Raw genomic sequence first — 18,887 nt, 5'->3', positions numbered from 1 at the left:
AACGGCAAACACCAGGAAGAAGAGGATGCCCGGATCGGCGCTGCCAGCTGACACAGAGTTGGCTATTATGCTGGCGGAGGGATGCGTTTCTGACGCTTGTGACCACGGCATCCGTTTCCGGCTCCATCCACTGCCGCACGCGACCGGTTCCGCTGACCAGGACACCCAGCAAGATCACCATCATCAGCGATCCGCTCGGGCGGCAAGCGGAACGATTGAACAGGCGGAAACGATTGAAATCGCGCGGCGGCCGTCGTGGCAGGGAACCATCACTCGGCACAAGGGTTGTGTTCGACGTTTCGAAAAAATGCAGGGAACGACGATGCGGATGTTGATGATAGTTGCCGCGCTTTCCGGAGTGGTCGTCACGCAGCCCCTCTACGGGCAAGCCGTCAACCCGCAGGTTCCTCAGACACCCGTTCCTCAGATGACGCCCTTGGAGCCCCAGCCGGATCAGATACCGCTGCCCGGGCAAGGAACTGCTGACCAGAATTTCACCGATGTTGCCGTTGTCGCAGTCGAGGATCTACCCGCGGAAATCAAAGCGCAGGCGGAAGCCGTGATTACCCAGACCAGCGCGGAAGATCTGCTGCGGCTGCAGAACTCCATCGATGCATCGCCTCAGGCAACAACGGCGCTGAGGGCGAACGGGCTCAACTCTTCACAGGTCGTGGCCGCCAACATCGATGGTGACGGCACGCTGACCCTGATCATCCAGACGACAACTTGATCGGCACCCCGAACGATACGGCCGCGCCGTGAAGCAATGAAACGCAGATATCGCCGAGAGCCGCCATGGCCGAAGCCGCTGTTCGCAACTTCACCATCAATTTCGGACCCCAGCATCCGTCGGCCCACGGGGTTCTACGGTTGGTGCTGGAACTGGATGGCGAGATCGTCGACCGTGCCGATCCCCATATCGGCCTGCTCCATCGCGGCACGGAAAAGCTCATAGAATACAAGAACTATCTGCAGTCCCTGCCCTATTTCGACCGCTTGGATTACGTCGCACCGATGAATCAGGAGCATGCCTTCTGTCTCGCCGCCGAGAAATTGCTCCAGATATCGGTGCCAAGGCGTGGGCAGCTTATCCGCGTCCTGTTTTGCGAAATCGGCCGGCTTCTGTCGCATCTCCTCAACGTCACGACCCAGGCCATGGACATAGGCGCCCTGACTCCGCCGCTCTGGGGTTTCGCGGAGCGTGAGAAATTGATGGTCTTCTACGAGCGCGCCTCCGGCGCCCGCATGCACGCGAATTATTTCAGGATTGGAGGCGTGCACCAGGACCTGCCTGCCGCGCTGCTTGACGACATCTGGGATTTTTGCGACCCGTTCCTCAAGGTCTGCGACAATCTTGACGGCCTGCTCACCAACAGTCGTATTTTCAAGCAGCGCAATGTCGATGTTGGCGCGATTGGCCTCGACGACGCCTGGGCCTGGGGCTTCTCCGGCGTGATGGTACGCGGGTCCGGGGCGCCATGGGACCTGCGCAAGGCACAGCCATACGAATGCTATCCCGAGATGGATTTCGATATTCCCGTCGGCAAGAATGGAGACTGTTACGATCGTTACCTGGTTCGCATGGAGGAAATGCGCCAATCGGTCCGGATCATGAAGCAATGCCTGGAAAAGCTGCGCGCGCCCGAAGGCCAAGGGCCTGTGGCAATTCCGAACCAGAAGATCACACCGCCACCGCGCGCCAAGATGAAACGATCGATGGAAGCGACCATCCACCATTTCAAACTTTATACCGAGGGCCTTCGTGTGCCGGCCGGAGAAGTCTACGCCGCCGTCGAAGCGCCGAAAGGGGAATTTGGCGTCTATCTGGTTTCGAACGGAAGCAATGTTCCCTACCGATGCAAGATACGCGCGCCGTCCTTTGCCCACCTGCAGGCGATGGATTTCCTATCCAGGGGTCACATGATCGCCGATGTCGCCGCAATCATCGGATCCCTCGACATCGTCTTCGGCGAGATCGATCGCTGATCAATGCGCGGATCCGATCGCAGTGCCAATCTCCGATTTCGGCCGCGGCAAGGACTTCCTTATCTCCCGGTGGAATTTTTCGTAGGCCGGAAACGTCAATGCTCCCGCATTGTTCCGTCTTGCTACAACTTTGTACCGGGCGATCCCGACCTTGCCATTGATGGCCTCATCGCATCGGATCCTTATTCCTCGTCTTCCGGCTCCAGCAGGTCGATCAAGGCGGCCACGCGGGTCCCGGGCAGCGGCCGTCCTTCGCTCATCAACGCCTCATCCCCGTTAAGCCACGCCCAGGCTTCGCGAAGCTCATCGGCGGAGGCGCCGGTAGCGATTATCTCCGCCACGGTAGCCTCCTCGATCGGACCGAGCACTGAAGTCACGTCGTCCTTTGTCAAAGTCGTGCGCATGTACGATTTCCTCCGGGGTGATCCAAGATCAACGGCCGCGAACCATCTGCCGTTCCGGGGGAACAACTTTTAATGAACAACTCTTGACGGAAAAAAGGTGAATTACCAGATCAGTTTCGCCGACGCCCAACGGGTCGGCAAGTCAAGGGGCGCCGCTTCCTTGGCGCCTCTCGTGTCTATGTTGCTCAAAGGAGGATATAGCTATGAGAACCGCTTTCGACTTTTCTCCCCTTTTCCGATCGAGCATCGGCTTCGACCGGATGCTGAACGCTCTGGATGCCGCCAGCCGCATCGAAACGATCGACAACTGGCCTCTCTATGACATCGCCAAGACAAGCGAGGACGACTACCGCATCACCATGGCGGTGGCTGGCTTCTCGCAGGACGAACTGACCCTCACCCAGGAGCAGAACATGCTCGTGGTGTCTGGCCAGAAGACTGGCGATGACGAGGGCGATGACAAGAGTCGGTACCTGCATCGCGGCATCGCCGGGCGTGCATTCCAGCGCCGCTTCGAACTGGCCGACCACGTCAAGGTCGTCGGCGCTGCCCTGGTCAATGGCCTGCTGACGATCGATCTCAAGCGCGAGATTCCCGAAGAGATGAAGCCGCGCAAGATCGAGATCGCAGCCGACACGACGCTGCCCAAGGGCGCGACGAAACAGATCGAGGGCGAGAAGAAGGCCGCCTGATCCCCGCACGGTGCCGGGCATTGCCCGGCGCCGTCAGGACGATTTTGTCACCGAACGACCGAAAGGAGAAAAAATCATCAGTGTCCGTGATCTGATACCTTGGGGTCGCGGCAATGGCGACCAGGCCCCAGCCTTTTCCGCGACGGTGAGCGCGACCCGTTCCTGTCGCTGCATCGAGAAGTAAACAGGCTGTTCGACGATGTCTTCCGCTTCGGCACAGGCATGCCGTCGTCGGGAGGGCCGCGTTCGGCGAAAATTGGCCGAGCGTCGAGATCTCCGACAGCGAGAAACAGATAAAGGTCACCGCCGAGGTGCCCGGGCTGGAGGAGAAGGATATCGAGGTACTGCTCGAAGACGGTGTGCTGACGCTCAAGGGCGAAAAGCAATCCGAAACCGAGGACAAGGACAGGCAGTTCTCGGAGCGCTACTACGGCCGCTTCGAGCGCCGCATCCCGCTCGGCTATGAAGTCCGCGGAGACGAGGTCGAAGCCCGCTTCAAGAATGGCGTGCTGACCGTGGCCTTGCCCAAGACGGAGAAGGCGCAATCGCAGGTCAAGCGCATCGAGATCAAGAGCTGATCATGCCGAGAGCGACGCGAAATCAGCCTCGCGGAGCAAGGTGGCGCAGGAACCATCGGATTGCGTGGTCGGCAACATCGTCCAGCGTCCCAGGCTCCTTGATGTGGCGGATCCTGTATTGTTATTGATGTCAGTGCCGGGGATATATCCGCGGTGGGCGCACTCGATCGCGTTGTATTGAAAGCACGGCGGCGGCGCCGCGAGGTCGATGTCGTCGGTCTGAATGCAGCCAGCAATCAGTCCTGTCGTGGCGCAAAATCAGTAGATACGGACACGTTCCGCACTTCCTTTAGGCACCGGCGTCACAGCACCCAGCGGAAGGCGCGCTTGAGTTCCTTGACGCCATCCGCCTCATACCAACGCCCGTGTGAGATGATCACGCGCTCGGGCTGCCAGTTGATCATGCGGCGAACAGCCGACCGCAATGACTTCTGGTGTCGGAAGAAACTCAATCGCATGTCGAATGGGGCTTTGCCGTCCGGGTCGATAACGCCGCCGATTTTCATGAGGGCGCGATAGAACCAGCCATGGATGCGTTTTGGCTCGAAATTCTCGATCAAGTCGGTGAGAATCAGGGTTCGTGAAGCGCGATGAAAAAATACAGCCTCCGTGAGCACGTCGCCACTGACAATCAGCATGTCGATTTCTTCCGGCCAAGGCGTATCATGGCCCGTCAACTCCATGTCGACGACGACGCGGCGCTTGGCCCCCTTTTGCAGGCCGGGCACCGCCAGGACCGTTGCGCCCGGCAAACGAGCTTTCCAGTCCGGCAGCCACCAATAGTGAAGCGAATTCGGTGCGATGAGATAGCGGATTGGCCCCAGCGCCTCCACCGCCGTCTGGAGGGCCGCTGTGTGACGCACGGGCGAATGAAGAACCAGGTCGCCGCCACGAAGCCGAACAACCGTCATGCGGGTGGTGAACGGCACTTTCAGCCAGCCGAGACCAAACTCGATTTCTGGTCCGTCGACAATCCAGACATCGGCGGCCGCCGGTTTGAGGACATCGATCGGCGCGTATGGTTCCAGCCAGTTGTGTTCGCGAGAATGGCTATGAGGTGTCACCCGATCGTTCCATGCTTCTCAGTCGCCTGAGGGACTCGGCGAGCAGCGGCTCGTGTTTGGACATCTCCTGGAGGTGATCGGCGGCCAGGCGTTCAAGCAGCGCCGCCCCTTTGTCCGTCATGACGACAAGCACGCTGCGGCGATCCGTTGAGGATTGCCGGCGTTCGGCGAGGCCAGCTCCGACAAGCCTGTCCACCAATTGCACCGCGCCATTCGGTTGAAGCAACATCTGCCGTGCGAGTTCCTTGATCATAATGGCTTGATCAGGATGTACCCGGATAGCCAGCATCGCCTGGTATTGCTGCGACGTGACTCCAGCCGCCGAGGCGGCAACTTCACTGAACGCCAAAAACCGGCGAAGCGCATGACGAAATCCAGCCAATCCTTGGTAGGCATTCTCATCCAGGCCTCGGGAACGTTCATCGGACGGATCCACGCTGCTGGCGCCAGGGGGTGTTTTTTCCAACTTGGCGCGCCCACGCTTGGTGCCCTTGCCACGGGATGGCTCCGAAAAAGCAGGAGGATCAGTCGCCGTCACTCTTTTCAATGCTCCCAATGTATGTCATGGCATGACATATATATCAAGCTGAGCTCGATCACCCAGCGGGTTCGGTTGGCAAGGCCCAGGCCTTCATCCTCCAGTCCATCTTTTCCGGGGCGCATCTTTTATGGCACGCGGCGACACGGCAACGTCCAGCAACTCGAAACCTGGTGAATCAGACGACGGCAAACCTTCCGCGCAAGATGCCTCGCATCGCGCAGCGATGGAAGACGAAGAAAGCCACCGGCTTAGCCTGCTGGTTCTCACCGTCCTCGCGCTCGGTCTTGGCATTGTAACCGGTTTCGGCGCGGTCCTCTTCCGCGAATTGATAGGGCTGCTCCACAATCTCTTCTTCAACGGCACTTTCGCGGTCGGATATGACGCGAACGTGTTCACGGCGCCCAGCCGGTGGGGCGGGTTCATCATTCTGGCACCGGTGATCGGTGCCGTCCTGGTCACGTTCCTCGTCAGCAATTTCGCGCCCGAGGCAAAAGGCCACGGCGTGCCCGAGGTCATGGACGCCATTTACTATCGGGAAGGGAAAATTCGGCCGATCGTGGCGTTGGTCAAGTCGCTGGCTTCGGCCATTGCCATTGGCAGTGGCTCGTCGGTTGGCCGCGAGGGTCCGATAATCCAGATCGGATCAGCGCTCGGATCGACATTGGGGCAGATCATCCGCATGCCGGTCGGCCAGCGTATCGCGATGGTCGCCGCGGGTGCCGGTGCGGGTATAGCGGCTACGTTCAATACGCCGATCGGAGGCGTGATGTTCGCCATCGAGTTGATGATGCCCGAAGTGAGTGTGAGCACTTTCCTTCCGGTCGCCATAGCAACTGGCGCCGCGACCTTCGTGGGACGCTGGTTCATTGGCCCGCAGCCTGCATTTGCCGTGCCGCCATTGCAGGCCCTGACCACGGATGGCAATGCAGTCGTGCTGCTTGTGCTCTATGCCGCCCTCGGCGGTGTGACCGGAGTGGCGGCCGCCGGCTTCATCCGCAGCCTGCATTTGGCCGAGGACTGGTTCGACAAAATCCCCGGGCGATACACGCGCCACATACTCGGAATGCTGCTGCTAGGGCTCCTGATGTATGTTCTCTTCGTCACGCTCGGACAGTATTACGTCGATGGCGTGGGCTATGCGACGATCGAGAGCATCCTGGTCGGTCACACCTCGGCTGTATGGCTGCTCGGTCTTTTGTTGGCTTGCAAGGCGGCAGCCACATCGATCAGTCTCGGCTCGGGGTCTTCCGGCGGCATCTTCTCGCCTTCGCTGTTCATGGGCGCCACTTTGGGCGGCGGCTTCGCCGCGCTGCTGCAGGCGACAGGCATTCCGATCCCCCTCAGCATTCCGGCCTTTGCCATGGTCGGCATGGGGGCGATGGTTGGCGGCGGTACGGGGGCTGTGATGACCGCCATCACCATGACCTTCGAGATGACCCGCGAGTATGACATCGTCATGCCGATGATCCTGGCCGTTGCCACCAGTGTCGGCGTCCGACGACTGCTTTCGCGTGAAAACATCTACACGTTGAAGCTGGTCCGCCGCGGGCGTGCCATTCCCAAGGCGATGCACGCCAACATGTTCCTGGTCCGCCATGCCCGCGAAGTGATGGATGCGGACATCCTGGTGCTGCAGGCGGAGCACAGCTTCGATGGTTTTCTGCGTGAGCATGAAGCGGAGGGCAGACTTCGTCATGTGGTGGTCATCAAAAATGGCCAGATCTTCGGTGTGCTCCGCGTCAACACCGGGCTGCGGCGCGGGCTCGAAGGCGCGCATACCGGTGTCACGCTCGCGGACATCGCCAGCCGTGACTACACGATTGTCGGCGAGAACATGATCGTCTCCGACGTGATCGAACGGATTTGGCGGAAGAACGCATTCATGGCCGTCGTCGTGCAGGGACACGGAATCCCTCGAGAAGATGACGTTGTCGGCGTCATCACCAGGGAGCATGTCGCCAACTCCGTAGCCGACGGCCTGAAGATCTATCCCAGATGACGATCGGAATTGCAGCGAGCCATTTCGCAGGCGGAGGTGGCAAACGGTCGGACCCGCCCTCCAGTGGCGGTTTAGTCGCCCGGGGATTGGATATGCGATCCTCTCGACCGATCTACAGCATGTCGCGGCGAATGGGATTCGCCCGACCTGCTGAAAGCTTCTGATTTTATGCATGTCGTTATCCCGGAACCGAGGACACTTCCGGGCGACATGCATTAGCCAGCGCTTGGCGACGCTCTGCCTTCCGCCGGCCGTAACCGATCTCGAACCAGCACGGCTATTTCTTCGCAAGCCCTCAAACCGCCCACGTCATGGATCGGGTCGAGGGGCGCGCGCACGCGTGACCAGACAGGGTCGCCCGTCGTTACGGCCAGAACGGCCTTGACCGCCGGCACGACCGGCAATTTGAGCAATCTTTCGAGAATGTCATCGATCAGCGGGACGTCCTCCCCGCGCACCAGCGTCGCGATCAGGTCGGGAGCGAAATTCGCCACGCCGCTGATCGAACCGCTGGCCCCGGCCCGCACCGCGCGCGCCAGATCTCCTTCGTGGCCGACGAGGATGGCGAGATCCCGGTGTTCCGCCAGCAAAGCGGTCGTCTGCTGCCAGTCGCCACTGGAATCCTTGACGCCGGCGATGGCTTGCGGAAACGCAAGCCGTAGTCGGGCGACGAGGCTTGGGCCGATGCGCACGCCGGTCAAGCCTGGAATGTTGTAGAGGATGACATCGCGGCAAGCCGGTCCGACACGTTCCAATACTTCCGCGAACCAGCGGTAGACACCTTCCTCCGTCGGCTGCTTGAAATAGAAGGGAGGTGTCAGAAGGATGCCGGCGCAACCCGCATCGAGTGATCGCCGGGCATGGTCGCCCGCATCTTGCGACGACGGCCCGTAAACGCATTCGACCAGACCGCCCGCGTCGACCCCGGCGGCGGCCATGCGCTCATAGAGCGGAGCGCGGGCCGAGGTCGAAATGGAAATGCCTTCGCCGGTCGTGCCGAAGGCGGTCACCACCCGCATGCCTTGCCCCAGAAGGTATTTGGCGTGGGCGCCGAAACGGGGCCAGTCGATTGCGCCTCTATCGTCGAACGGCGTCGCCAGTGCCGCGCTGACACCGATTTTCTTGCGCACGGGATGATCGTCGAACACTGCGGATAATCCTTGGTCAGTTGGGAGGTGTTTCGAGAAGCATTCGGCGCAAGGCGCCAAGATCGGCCGGCACCTGTCCCGTGAAGATGCCGAAGGCGTCGATGCCTTGATGGAAGAACAGTTCGTAGCCGCTGAGCACCTCGAGGCCCGCCGCCTCCGCCTGCCGTTTGAACAACGTGTCGACCGGCGTGTAGACGGCGTCGAACGCCCAGCGCTGCGCTCCGAGCATTTCCGGCGGGACCGGAGACCCGGGATGGCCGATCATGCCGAGCGGCGTGCAATTGACGACGCCTTCCGCTCCGCCCATCGCCGTGCGGATAGCATCGCTGGATGACGTTTTGACGGCGCCATGCGAGGCTGTCGCGATCGCGGTCGCAAGCGAGCGCGCCTTCTCTGCATCGCTGTCGACGACAGTCAGGGCCTCGGCGCCGAGCGCCAGCAGCCCGAAGGCCACGGCCTTGCCGACACCGCCGGCTCCGATCAGGCAGACCTTGCCCGGCGCCGTGTCGCCAAAAGTCTCGCGATAGGCGGCGATGAAACCGGTATGGTCGGTATTATAGCCGCTTGCGCCCCGCGGCCCGAACAGCACCGTGTTGACCGAACCTATCCGTCTGGTCAGTTCGTCGTCTATGCGCAGCCTGGAGGCCACCATCTCCTTGTAGGGATAGGTGACATTGATGCCGCGAAGACCGCTGTCGCGGCAGGCGTCGAATACGGCGTCGAAATCCTTGCCCATGTCGCGCGGGATGAAGAGGTCGTAGCTGACGTCCAGACCGAGGAGTCGGCCGGCGAGACGATGCAGGTCCGGCGAACGCGAGCGCTTTATGTTGTCGCCGATCAGCCCAAGCCTGACCGGGCCGGTGAGGCCGGCGCTTCGGCGATCGTGCGGAGCCGTGCTCATCCCTGGTATCCGAACTGCCTCGGCAGCCACAATACGATTTCCGGAAACAGCATCATCAGCAGCAGCGCGACGACCAGCACGCCGATGAACAGCCAGATCTCGTTGATGATTTCGCGCAGCGGAATGCGCGTCGTCGCATTGATGACGAAGAGCACGACGCCATAGGGCGGCGTGATCAGCCCGATCATGGTATTGACCACCACGACGACGCCGAAATGCACCAGGTCGATCCCGAGCAGCCGGCAGGTCGGGATGAACAGCGGTACGATGACCAGGATGATTGTGGACGCGTCGAGCAGACAGCCGAGCAGCAGCAGCAGCACGTTGACCATGAACAGGAAAGCGAGCGGGGATATGTGCAGTCCCTGCAACGAGGCTGCCATGTGGGCAGGAATGTTTTCGCTGGCGACGATGTAGTTGAAGATCAGGGCGCCGCCGATGACCAGGCCGACGGCCGCGGACGAGCGCGCGCTTTCTGAAAGGATGGCGTAAAGTCTCCGCCAGCTCAGCGCACGGTAGAAGACGCCGGCCAGGATCAGCGCATAGGCGGCCGCCACGGCCGCCGCTTCGGTCGGCGTCGTCGCGCCACCATAGATGCCGTAGAGCAGGATGACCGGCATAAGCAGCGCCGGAAATGCATTGAGCGTCACCTTCGGCAAGGCTCGCAGAGGCACGGCTTCCTCGACCGCGAAATCGCGCTTGCGGGCGACCCACGCGTTGAGGCCCATCAGCACCACGCCCATCAGCAGGCCGGGCAGGATGCCGCCGAGGAACAGGAAACCGATCGAGGCATCCGAAACCAGCGCGTACATCACCATCGGGATCGACGGCGGGATGATCGGTCCGATGGTCGAAGCGGCGGCGGTGATGGCGGCGGCGTAACCGCGCGGATAACGACCATCTTTCGTCATCATTTCGATGATGATCTTGCCGAGGCCGGCCGCATCGGCAACCGCCGAACCCGACATGCCGGAAAAGATCAGATTGGCGACGACATTGACATGCCCGAGCCCACCTCGCAGGCGCCCTACGATCGCCATGCAGAAGGCCAGCAACCGCTCGCTGATCGTGCCGGCGTTCATGATGTTGGCGGCGACGATGAACAGCGGCACGGCCAGGATGATGAAACCGTCATAGAGCCCCTGGATGATCTGCTCTGCGGCAAGCCCCAGATCCTGGCCCTTCACGGCAAGGTAGACGATCGCCGCCACGATCATGGAATAGGCGACCGGCGTGCCGATCCCGGCAAGGACGAACAGCGCCAGCAGGCAAAGGGCGAAGGCGACGGTCACAGCGGTGTCGCCTCGTCATGCTGTTCGGGCGCGCCGCCGCGAGCAAGTTGCCATATGCGCAGGGCGTAACGTACGATGACGGCGACGGCGAACAGTCCGTAGACGCTGAACACCACATCGAGCCGAATACGCAGCGTGGCGCTCTTCTTGATCTTGTAGAAGGCGATGTATTCGTATGTCGCCGGCAGCGCCGCCAGGAACCCGGCGACGATCGCCGCCGCCGAAATCAGCGCGAAGACGCGCTGCATGCGGCGGCTGGCGATCAGGTAGAACAGGTCGAACGTCACATGGTCGCGCTCGGTGAGCACGAATGCGGAACTCCAGAACACCAGCCACAGCCATGTCGTCAGGCATACTTCCAGTGTCCATCCGAGCGGATCGTTGATCACGTAGCGCGTGAATATCTGCAGGATGAAGGCGATGAACATGGCGGCGAGAAGCGCCACCGCCACGTTGTCGGCCCGCGCCTGCAACCAGCGGATGGTTGCCGACATCGGTCTTTCCCGGCTCAGAGGGCGTTGATCTTGTCGACCATGCCTTCCGGCCAGTCCTTGGCGAAGTCGGACTCCAGATAGGCCTTCTGCACATGTTTGCGGAAGGCGTCGACGTCGGGTGTGTAGACCTTCAAACCCTTGTCCTTGAAGAACTGCTCGAGTTCCGATTCCAGCTTCAGCTGCTTCTGCCGTCCGGACTCGGCCGCATCGTCCGCCGCCTTCTGCACCGCCGCCTGCTGATCCGGTGCCAGGCCGTCCCAGACCTTCTTCGAAAAGGCGAGGTAGTTCAGGTCCACGAGGTGGCTGGTCAGGCAAATCTGCTTGGTGACCTCGTAGAATTTGGAGTCCTTGTCGGATGGCAGCGGATTGTCCTGCCCGTCGATCGCACCGGTCTGCAACGCGGTGTAGATTTCGGTGAACGCCACGGGCACCGGATTGGCGCCGAGCGCCTTGCCCAGAAACTGCCAGGCGTCGGTTCCGGGCATTCTGAGCTTGACGCCGGCCAAATCGTCCGGGGTCTTGATTTCCTTGTCGATGCGAAGGTTCAATTGGCGGCGGCCGAGATACATCACCGTCAAGAGCTTGACGCCGAGTTCATCTTCCACCTTCTTCTTCATCGGGTTCATGAAGTCGGCCGCGAAAACCTTCTTTTGATGCGCGGCGTCACGATGCAGATAGCCGGCGGTGAATATCCCCCATTCGGGATAGAGCGAGGCCAGTTCCTGCGCCGAGGTGATCGACATTTCGAGATTGCCGCGGGCGATTGCTTCCAGCTCGGTGCCTTGCTTGAACAGTTCGGCGTTCCAGTGTGGCTCGAAAGTGGCGAAGGCGCTGACCGCGGGGGCGAAAACGTCGGTCAGCGCCACCGCGCGCTGGTCGCCAGGCGTCGCCGGCGACGAGAGCCGGAGTGTGATCTTGTCCTGCGCCCTCGCGCCGGACGACATCACGGACAAGGCGGCAAATGCCATTGCGGAGCCGCCGAGGAACCGGCGGCGATCGAGGGTGATGGTCATGCTTTCCTCCCTGAATTGCATGGGCGGTGGTCAAACCGTCTGGGCAAACCATGCCACGTTCATAATGGTGCTTCAACCCACGAACAGTGCAATCATCATAGATTTGTCATTTTATCAGACACAATATCGCTTGAGCTGGGCGTTACGCCGAACCGGCCTTCTTCTTCTGGAATTCGGGCGCGCTGGCCAGCAATCCGCGCTCGACGCCTGCCTCGACATGCTTGCGCAACACCATTTGGGCTGTGATGGCGTCGCGCGCCAACGCCGCATCGAGCATCTGCCGATGCTCGTCAGCGGCGATCTGACCGCGAAACGTCAATGAAACCATTTGATACCGCAGATATTTGTCGAATACGGCGGCATGCGTATCCATCAGCACCTTGGAGCCGCAGGCAGAGATCAATGCCTGGTGGAACTCCCAGTCATAGCGCTTCCATTCCTTGGCAATCGAATGGTCGCCTGAAATCATGCGCCTTTCCATTTGCTGAAGCTTGTGGTGCGCCGCGACCACGCGGCCTTCCCAATCCATGTCGCCGGAGGCGAACGACAACTCCATCGCATAGCATTCGAGCAGTTGCCTCAAGGCGGCGATTTCCTTCAGATCCTGAGGTGACACTGGCGCGACCTCGAAACCACGCTGCCCCTCGGCGGTCACCAGCCCGTCGGAGGACAAGCGGTTTAGGATTTCGCGCAGGGTAGAGACGCTGGCGCCATAAAGGTTTTTCAGCCTGTCAAGCTTGAGTTTTTCGCCGGGTGTGAGTCGGCCGAAAATAATGTCGGCGCGAATCTGTCGGTACGTTGTTTCAGATATTGTCGAATTCTGCGTGTTTTCATGCATTGCAAAAAAATATCATAAATTTTCTGAAATACCATAGATCATGCCGCTGAACCGGTCACCTGGCCAGCCTGGCCATGCAGGCGTACAGCCAGCATGTCGGCGTCCTGCCATTCACAAAATTGCGACTGGCTTGGAATAGTTTCCGATCGGCCTCGGTATATGGAGCATCAAGGCGAACTTCGTCCGCCCTTCTCATTTGGAGGATCTCCAGGTGCCCGAGCGCTACGTCGCTATGCTGAAATGCTGGGTCTAGTGCGAGCGTTCGAAGACCGGCGCCAACGGATTTTTGCTCGCGTCCGGAAGCTCCGCCCGTCAGAACCGGTTCCCCTTCCCCGTTCCCTAACTGCTGGCCGCTTCCCGCGGCAACGTTTCACCAGCCCGAACGATCGGGTTGCGTTCAGGTCATAGTCGAAAGGAGAAAGCCATGGAGGACAATCAAACACTGTCGCAACGCTTCGACGACTACCAACCTTCCAAGACAATCTGGTTCTGGTCGGTAGTAGGCGCCGCGGTGCTGACGATGATCGTCGGTTTTACCGCCGGCGGTTGGACCCTGGCAGGAACAGCGGCGGAAATGGCGAAGACCTCAGCCATCAAGGCGAGGGCGGAACTGGTCGCCAATCTTTGTGTCCAAAAGTTCGTCACGGCGTCCGACGCGAGCCAGAATCTGGCCAAGCTAAAGGAAACATCCTCCTATCAAAGAGATGGTTTCATCAGCGATGGCGGGTGGGTCAAACTGGCCGGCATGAAGAAGGATGCTCCCGGCGCCGCGGATCTGTGCGCGGACAAGTTGGCTGCGATGGATGCGATACCCGCTCACGACGTTTCCCAGAATCAAACGAACGGTTCATAGCCCAACGCTAGAGTTCGCCCGGCAGCGAGAGTTTGCCGGGCGGCGGTCAGAGAAGCTCAAGCGCCGCAAGGACGCTTTCAGCGAAGTTCCCAACACGCCAGAACCGGAAGCACGGCTCGGGTGGCCCCCTTCCATGGCTTCTGATGGTGCCGGGCGGTGATGATCGACCCCTTCTACATTCGATGGTGAATGCGCATGAAATCGAGAGCTGCTTTCGGTTTCCGAATGGTCGGCGGGGAGATCAGACATCACTTGTATGTCGCGCTCGCTCGCTTCATTCTGGCGACCGCATCGCTTGCGGCATCCGCGACGACGACGGGACTGCGAGCAGAGGCCGGTGCTCTTCCTCTGCCCCGCTTTGTCTCGCTGAAAGCTTCGTCCGCCAATCTGCGTGTCGGGCCTGGTGTCGGCTACGACATTGAATGGGTCTTTACGCGGCCGGGCATCCCGCTGGAAATATACCAGCAATATGGCAATTGGCGCAGGGTAAGGGATTGGGACGGAACCAGCGGATGGATCTATGGACCGCTGCTTTCAGGCCGCAGGACCGGCATCGTCGCGCCCTGGGCCAAGGACGACCTTGCGCTGTGCAAGAAGCCGACAATTGACAGCCCCATAACTGCCTTGCTCCAACCTCGCGTTCGCGTGGAACTGACGCGCTGCGACGGGCAATGGTGCGCGGTGGAGTTGGGCCCGATGTCTGGCTTTGTCAGGCAAATCGGTTTGTGGGGCGTTTATCCCGGCGAGGTGCTGTAAAAGGGCGGCACAATTCGACCGGGGTCGTCCAAACCAACCAACAAGCGATCACCCCGACGTGCTGATCATCCTGATTTCCATCGGGTGGAGCTTGTGATGGGCCGACACCACCCTGCCCTCCCAGTCCATTCGCCAGCGGCGAAGGACAATTCCATCGCATGGCATTCCAGCAATTGCCGCAGCGCCGCGATCTCCTTGAGATCCTCGGGCGAGACCGGCGCGACCTCGAAGCCCCGCTGCCCTTCGGCACGACCGGCCCATCGCGGCGGAGCCAGCGCAACAGGGTTTCGCGCGACAACATGCCGAGGATCAGCAGCGGCAGCGCAGCACCGATGTCGAACAGAACCATGGTCGCAGCCGCCTAGCAGAGATTTATGAACCGGGACAATCGGCAAGATCCGCGCCAAAAAATGCCGCCGGAAGCTTGTGCTGAGCGCATGGAGGTTGAAAATGTTCGCGCCACGCTATGTTACTTACTGGCTGTGGGGTTTCTTCCGCATCTTTGACGGCACTTGCAACTCGGCCGGAAAGGATTGCGAGGGGGCAGGTCTCAGCCAGCTAAGGGTGTCTGGTGTTATTGTCTAACATTTGAGGTCGGCGGCGTGTCCACCATGTGTCCGTTGCCGCATAGGGAGGAAAGACAATGGACGGAGAAACGCATTCCAAATCAAGGCGAAGCTTTCTGAAGTCGAGCGGACTTGTCGCCGGGCTCACGGCGACGGCGGTTGCGGCTCCCTGGGTTCGCAGGGCCGGAGCAGCGGATACCATCACCTGGAAAATCCAGACCTCGTGGCCGGCGGGCGTCGGACTCGAAACCTTTCAGAACTGGTGCGGGACCATCAAGGACAAGACGGGAGGCCAGCTCGCATTCCAGCCTTTCAAGGCCAAGGATATCGTTGGCGATTTCGAGCTTTTCGACGGCGTGAAGAACGGCGTTCTGGAAGCGATGAACTCGTTCTCGCTGTACTGGGCCGGCAAGCTTCCGGCGACCGCCTTTCTTTCGTCCTACACGATGGGACTGCGCTACCCGCACGAGTGGGACATCTTTTTCTATTCAAAGGGTGGCCTGCAGGCTGCGCGCGACCTTTATGCCGCTCAGGGCCTTTACTATGTCAACCGCATTCATCACGGCCCGAACATCATCCATTCGAAGACGCCGATCCGTTCGATCGAGGATTTCAGGGACCTCAAGCTGCGCGTGCCGGGCGGCATGATTGCCGAGACGTTCGCGAAGGCCGGCGCCAAGACAACGCTGCTGCCGGGCGGCGAGGTGTTCTCCGCGCTGGAGAAAGGCACGATCGATGCCGCCGACTACACAGGCCCGGCGGTGAACTGGGCGCTCGGGTTCCAGCAGGTGACCAAGTACATTTCCATGGGGCCGCCCGGATTGATGTCGGTGTATCAGCCAGTCGACCTGATGGATTTTGCCGTCAACATGAATGTCTGGACCCAACTCCCGGACAATCTCAAGAAGTTCGTCGAAGACGAAATCCAAGTCTATTCCAATATCCATTTCGGAGCCATCCAGAAGGCCGACATGGAGGCCTGGCAGAAATTCCTGGATGCCGGAATTGAAATCAATCGGCTTGGATCCGACGATCTGCAGAAGTTCCAGGAAATCGCCGTTCCGATCTGGTTCGAGTGGGCCAACAAGGACAAGGACGCGGCGCGCATCTTCAAGCTGCAGCTCGAGGTGATGGAAAACCCGACCGTCGGTTACGTCACGCCGGACATGTATCAGGGGTTGTCGATCAACCTGTGAAGCCACTTGGCGTCCGTCGGTGACGGCGGACGCACTCTCCTTCAACAGGCGTTCACCGATGCCCTCACTCACTTTTGTGCTGCCGCACTGGCTCTACTGGTCGAGCCTCGTGCTTTTTCCGCTTGCCGCGGTCTTCTTTGTCTACCGCGAGCGGGCACAACGCGACGCCGGCCGCGCCAACCTGTTCCTCGCCTATTTCTTTCTGATCACCGCCGGATTTCTCGGCATGCATCGTTTCTACCTGAAGAGCCGCTGGGGGTTCTTGTTCATCCCGTTCTTCGTCGCCGTGCTCTGGACGAGTGGGCAGGTGCGCGACGGACGCGAGGCATTGTCGCTGGCGCGGTCGCAGGCCGAGCATGCCGAAAGGGTCTTGACGCATGCCAAGGCGGACGTTGCATCCGGCAAGGCCGGCGCCGCCGATCGCCTCGCCAAGGCCGACTCGGATGCGGTGAGCGCCCGCGACAACAACGCTGCCGCCATTGGCGGGCTCGTCCGATCGAACAACCTCGCGCGAATTGCCGGAATTCTCCTCGGCATCGTTCTCGTGGGCGACATCTTTCTAGTGCCCGGCCTGGTTCGCCGCGCCCGGGAACGTGAGCGGCAACCGGCCCCTACCGACGTCCACCCTCTCGTGACCGACGTGCCCGTCACACCCGTCAAGCAGCCACTCGCTGTTTTCCGGCCCGTTGACTGGCTGGTCAGGGTGACAGGCGAGTTGGTCGCCTACTGGGCGGTCCTCGCGGTCATCGCCTACTACTACGAGGTCGTGGCGCGTTACGTTTTCAACTCGCCGACGAACTGGGTGCACGAGAGCATGTTTCTCATGTTCGGCATCCAGTACATGCTGGCCGGAGCCTATGCCTATCGCGACGAAACCCATGTCAGGGTAGACATCATCTACAGCCATCTCTCGGAACGTGGCCGTGCGGTCTGCGACATCATCACCTCGGCCTTCTTTTTCCTGTTCACGGGCACCATGCTCGTCACGGGCTGGCGTTTTGCCAGTGACGCAATGGCGGTAGGCGAGCGTTCTTTCACCGAATGGGGTATCCAGTACTGGCCGGTAAAGCTCGCCATCCCCATCGGGGCGGCGCTGCTGTTGCTTCAGGGTCTGTCCCGGCTGATGCGCGACATCACCATTGCCACCAGAAGGATCGGCTGAGCGATGGGTCTCGAACTTCCGATCCTGTGGCTCAGCATATTGATGTTCGGGGGCCTGGGCGTACTTCTGCTGCTCGGGCTGCCGATGGCCTTTTGCACCGGCAGCCTTGCTGTGCTTTTCCTCTTCCTGTTCGGCAACTCGGCCATGCTGAACATGCTGCCCTCCCGGGTCTTCCCGTTCATGACGGATTACCAGCTCTCGGCGGTGCCGCTTTTCATCTTCATGGCCGCGATTCTCGAGAAGGCGGGTATCATCGAGGAGTTGTTCGACGTCGTCTACAAATGGCTGGGCGGGCTGAAGGGCGGGCTCGCCTCGGCCACTGTGATCTCCTGCACGCTGCTGGCCGCGATGGTAGGCGTGGTCGGGGCGACGGAAGTGACGATGGGCATGATAGCGCTGCCGGCGATGTTGCGCCGAAACTACGACGCCAAGCTCGCCTGCGGCTCACTTCTCGCCGGCGGGACGCTTGGCATTCTCATCCCACCCTCCGTCATGGCGATCGTCTACGCCGTCGTCGCGCAGCAGTCGCTGGGCGAACTTTTGATCGGGTCGGTGTTTCCCGGGCTGCTGCTGTCGGGAATGTATGTCGCTTACGTGACGGCGCGCTGCTACATCAACCCGAAGCTCGGACCCGCGTTGCCGCCGAACGAGCGCATCGCCTTCACCGAAAAACTCAAGCTTTTGCGCCGCACGTTCATGCCGATACTGCTGATCCTGCTTGTGCTCGGGGTTATCTTCATGGGCATTGCCACGCCTGTCGAGGCCGCCGGCATCGGTACGTTCGGTGCCTTCATCGTCTGCGCCGCACACCGGCGCCTGACCTGGGGCACGATCCGCGACGCCAGCGTATCGACCCTGAAGGCGACGGCGATGGTCATGTGGATATTTTTCGGCGCCACCATGTTCGTCGGCTTTTTCATCTTGAAGGGCGGGCAGAACTTCGTGGCCGAGTCCATTCTGGGAACGGGTCTGGCGCCCTACGGCGTTCTTATTCTGATGATGGCGATCCTTTTCGTCCTCGGCATGTTTCTGGACTGGGTGGGAATCCTCCTTCTGACCGTGCCGATCTTTCTGCCCATCCTCAAGTCGCTTCAGTTCGGCGGCGCGTTTGGGTTCGCCGGCGTGGCTCCCGAAGACGTCCCGCTTTGGTACGGCGTCATATTCATGGTCAACATGCAGATGGCTTTCCTGAGCCCGCCGTTTGGCTATTCGCTGTTTTACCTGAAGAGTGTTGCGCCGCCGGAGATTTCAATGGCGACGATCTTCAGATCCGCGGTGCCCTTCTTGTGTCTGCAAGCCATCGGAGTGGGCCTGTGCATTGTGTTCCCCTCGATCGTCGTGTGGCTGCCGAAGGTCATGTACGGCGGCAATTGACTGGCTTGGCCATTCGAGGCCGGCGGAACA

General features: G+C 60.6%; 19 protein-coding genes and 2 pseudogenes. 12 read left to right on the top strand and 9 right to left on the bottom strand.

The genetic code is table 11. From position 1 onward, the window contains the following. Positions 1-25: 25 nt before the first annotated feature. Together FJ970_RS12865 and FJ970_RS12860 are read left to right on the top strand one after the other, a co-directional pair. Positions 26-730, top strand: coding sequence for a hypothetical protein (locus FJ970_RS12865; RefSeq protein ID WP_227792116.1), 705 nt, complete (start codon positions 26-28; stop codon positions 728-730). 65 nt (positions 731-795) lie between these two features. Beyond that, positions 796-1,986: an NADH-quinone oxidoreductase subunit D gene (locus FJ970_RS12860; RefSeq protein WP_140763818.1), complete on the top strand. Its 1,191-nt coding sequence runs from the start codon at positions 796-798 to the stop codon at positions 1,984-1,986. 182 nt (positions 1,987-2,168) lie between these two features. Here FJ970_RS12860 and FJ970_RS12855 read toward each other — a convergent pair whose 3' ends face one another. Next, complete coding sequence (locus FJ970_RS12855; RefSeq protein ID WP_140763815.1) at positions 2,169-2,390, bottom strand: hypothetical protein; 222 nt, start codon at positions 2,388-2,390, stop codon at positions 2,169-2,171. Between the two features lie 203 nt (positions 2,391-2,593). On the opposite strand from FJ970_RS12855, the gene FJ970_RS12850 reads away from it, so the two are divergent. The 3 genes and pseudogenes from FJ970_RS12850 to FJ970_RS12840 all read left to right on the top strand — a co-directional run. Then, positions 2,594-3,082 carry an Hsp20 family protein gene (locus tag FJ970_RS12850; protein ID WP_140763812.1) on the top strand — a complete coding sequence of 163 codons (489 nt, stop codon included), beginning with the start codon at positions 2,594-2,596 and terminating at the stop codon, positions 3,080-3,082. 76 nt (positions 3,083-3,158) lie between these two features. Further along, positions 3,159-3,660, top strand: a pseudogene (locus tag FJ970_RS12845) (Hsp20/alpha crystallin family protein). 117 nt (positions 3,661-3,777) lie between these two features. After that, positions 3,778-3,894: pseudogene (locus tag FJ970_RS12840) on the top strand (sodium-independent anion transporter); the annotation flags it as partial. 68 nt (positions 3,895-3,962) lie between these two features. Here the strand turns inward: FJ970_RS12840 and FJ970_RS12835 are convergent. Beyond that, a complete protein-coding gene (locus FJ970_RS12835) occupies positions 3,963-4,589 on the bottom strand; it encodes a DUF4336 domain-containing protein (RefSeq protein ID WP_227792115.1) in 627 nt (208 codons plus the stop codon). Between the two features lie 121 nt (positions 4,590-4,710). After that, positions 4,711-5,262 (bottom strand): MarR family transcriptional regulator, encoded by a 552-nt coding sequence (locus FJ970_RS12830; RefSeq protein WP_227792114.1) that lies wholly within the window; start codon positions 5,260-5,262, stop codon positions 4,711-4,713. Positions 5,263-5,488: 226 nt separating this feature from the next. On the opposite strand from FJ970_RS12830, the gene FJ970_RS12825 reads away from it, so the two are divergent. Beyond that, entirely contained in the window at positions 5,489-7,264 is a 1,776-nt protein-coding gene (locus FJ970_RS12825; protein ID WP_140763806.1) for a chloride channel protein, read from the top strand. Between the two features lie 215 nt (positions 7,265-7,479). Here FJ970_RS12825 and FJ970_RS12820 read toward each other — a convergent pair whose 3' ends face one another. The 6 genes from FJ970_RS12820 to FJ970_RS12795 all read right to left on the bottom strand — a co-directional run bounded on the left by FJ970_RS12820 (position 7,480) and on the right by FJ970_RS12795 (position 12,950). After that, positions 7,480-8,412, bottom strand: a complete 933-nt coding sequence (locus FJ970_RS12820) for a dihydrodipicolinate synthase family protein (RefSeq protein ID WP_140763803.1) — start codon at positions 8,410-8,412, stop codon at positions 7,480-7,482. A 16-nt stretch (positions 8,413-8,428) separates the two neighbouring features. Next, a complete protein-coding gene (locus FJ970_RS12815; RefSeq protein ID WP_140763800.1) occupies positions 8,429-9,313 on the bottom strand; it encodes a shikimate dehydrogenase family protein in 885 nt (294 codons plus the stop codon). After that, positions 9,310-10,605, bottom strand: a complete 1,296-nt coding sequence (locus FJ970_RS12810; RefSeq protein WP_140763797.1) for a TRAP transporter large permease — start codon at positions 10,603-10,605, stop codon at positions 9,310-9,312. Before FJ970_RS12810 ends, FJ970_RS12815 begins: the two co-directional genes overlap by 4 nt. Next, the gene (locus tag FJ970_RS12805; protein ID WP_140763794.1) at positions 10,602-11,099 is read right to left on the bottom strand and encodes a TRAP transporter small permease; all 498 of its coding nucleotides are present in this window, start codon (positions 11,097-11,099) and stop codon (positions 10,602-10,604) included. The genes FJ970_RS12810 and FJ970_RS12805 overlap by 4 nt, the downstream gene beginning before the upstream one ends. A gap of 14 nt (positions 11,100-11,113) precedes the next feature. Further along, complete coding sequence (locus FJ970_RS12800) at positions 11,114-12,112, bottom strand: sialic acid TRAP transporter substrate-binding protein SiaP (protein ID WP_227792113.1); 999 nt, start codon at positions 12,110-12,112, stop codon at positions 11,114-11,116. Between the two features lie 142 nt (positions 12,113-12,254). Continuing rightward, positions 12,255-12,950, bottom strand: coding sequence for a GntR family transcriptional regulator (locus tag FJ970_RS12795; RefSeq protein ID WP_140760811.1), 696 nt, complete (start codon positions 12,948-12,950; stop codon positions 12,255-12,257). Positions 12,951-13,374: 424 nt separating this feature from the next. Between FJ970_RS12795 and FJ970_RS12790 the strand changes: the two genes are divergently transcribed. The 6 genes from FJ970_RS12790 (at position 13,375) to FJ970_RS12765 (ending at position 18,857) form a co-directional block, all read left to right on the top strand. Then, positions 13,375-13,803, top strand: a complete 429-nt coding sequence (locus tag FJ970_RS12790; RefSeq protein ID WP_140760813.1) for a hypothetical protein — start codon at positions 13,375-13,377, stop codon at positions 13,801-13,803. Between the two features lie 195 nt (positions 13,804-13,998). Next, positions 13,999-14,559, top strand: a complete 561-nt coding sequence (locus FJ970_RS12785) for an SH3 domain-containing protein (RefSeq protein ID WP_227792111.1) — start codon at positions 13,999-14,001, stop codon at positions 14,557-14,559. A gap of 158 nt (positions 14,560-14,717) precedes the next feature. Beyond that, a complete protein-coding gene (locus FJ970_RS33595; RefSeq protein WP_181178696.1) occupies positions 14,718-14,924 on the top strand; it encodes a hypothetical protein in 207 nt (68 codons plus the stop codon). A 278-nt stretch (positions 14,925-15,202) separates the two neighbouring features. Then, positions 15,203-16,321 carry a TRAP transporter substrate-binding protein DctP gene (gene dctP, locus FJ970_RS12775; RefSeq protein WP_140760815.1) on the top strand — a complete coding sequence of 373 codons (1,119 nt, stop codon included), beginning with the start codon at positions 15,203-15,205 and terminating at the stop codon, positions 16,319-16,321. 58 nt (positions 16,322-16,379) lie between these two features. After that, on the top strand, positions 16,380-17,483 hold the full coding sequence (locus FJ970_RS12770; protein WP_140760817.1) for a TRAP transporter small permease subunit: 1,104 nt from the start codon (positions 16,380-16,382) through the stop codon (positions 17,481-17,483). A 3-nt stretch (positions 17,484-17,486) separates the two neighbouring features. Beyond that, positions 17,487-18,857, top strand: a complete 1,371-nt coding sequence (locus tag FJ970_RS12765) for a TRAP transporter large permease (RefSeq protein ID WP_140760820.1) — start codon at positions 17,487-17,489, stop codon at positions 18,855-18,857. Positions 18,858-18,887 lie beyond the last annotated feature (30 nt).

This window comes from Mesorhizobium sp. B2-1-8 (assembly GCF_006442545.2).
GTDB lineage: Bacteria > Pseudomonadota > Alphaproteobacteria > Rhizobiales > Rhizobiaceae > Mesorhizobium.
This window is presented reverse-complemented; position numbering and strand designations above follow the sequence as displayed.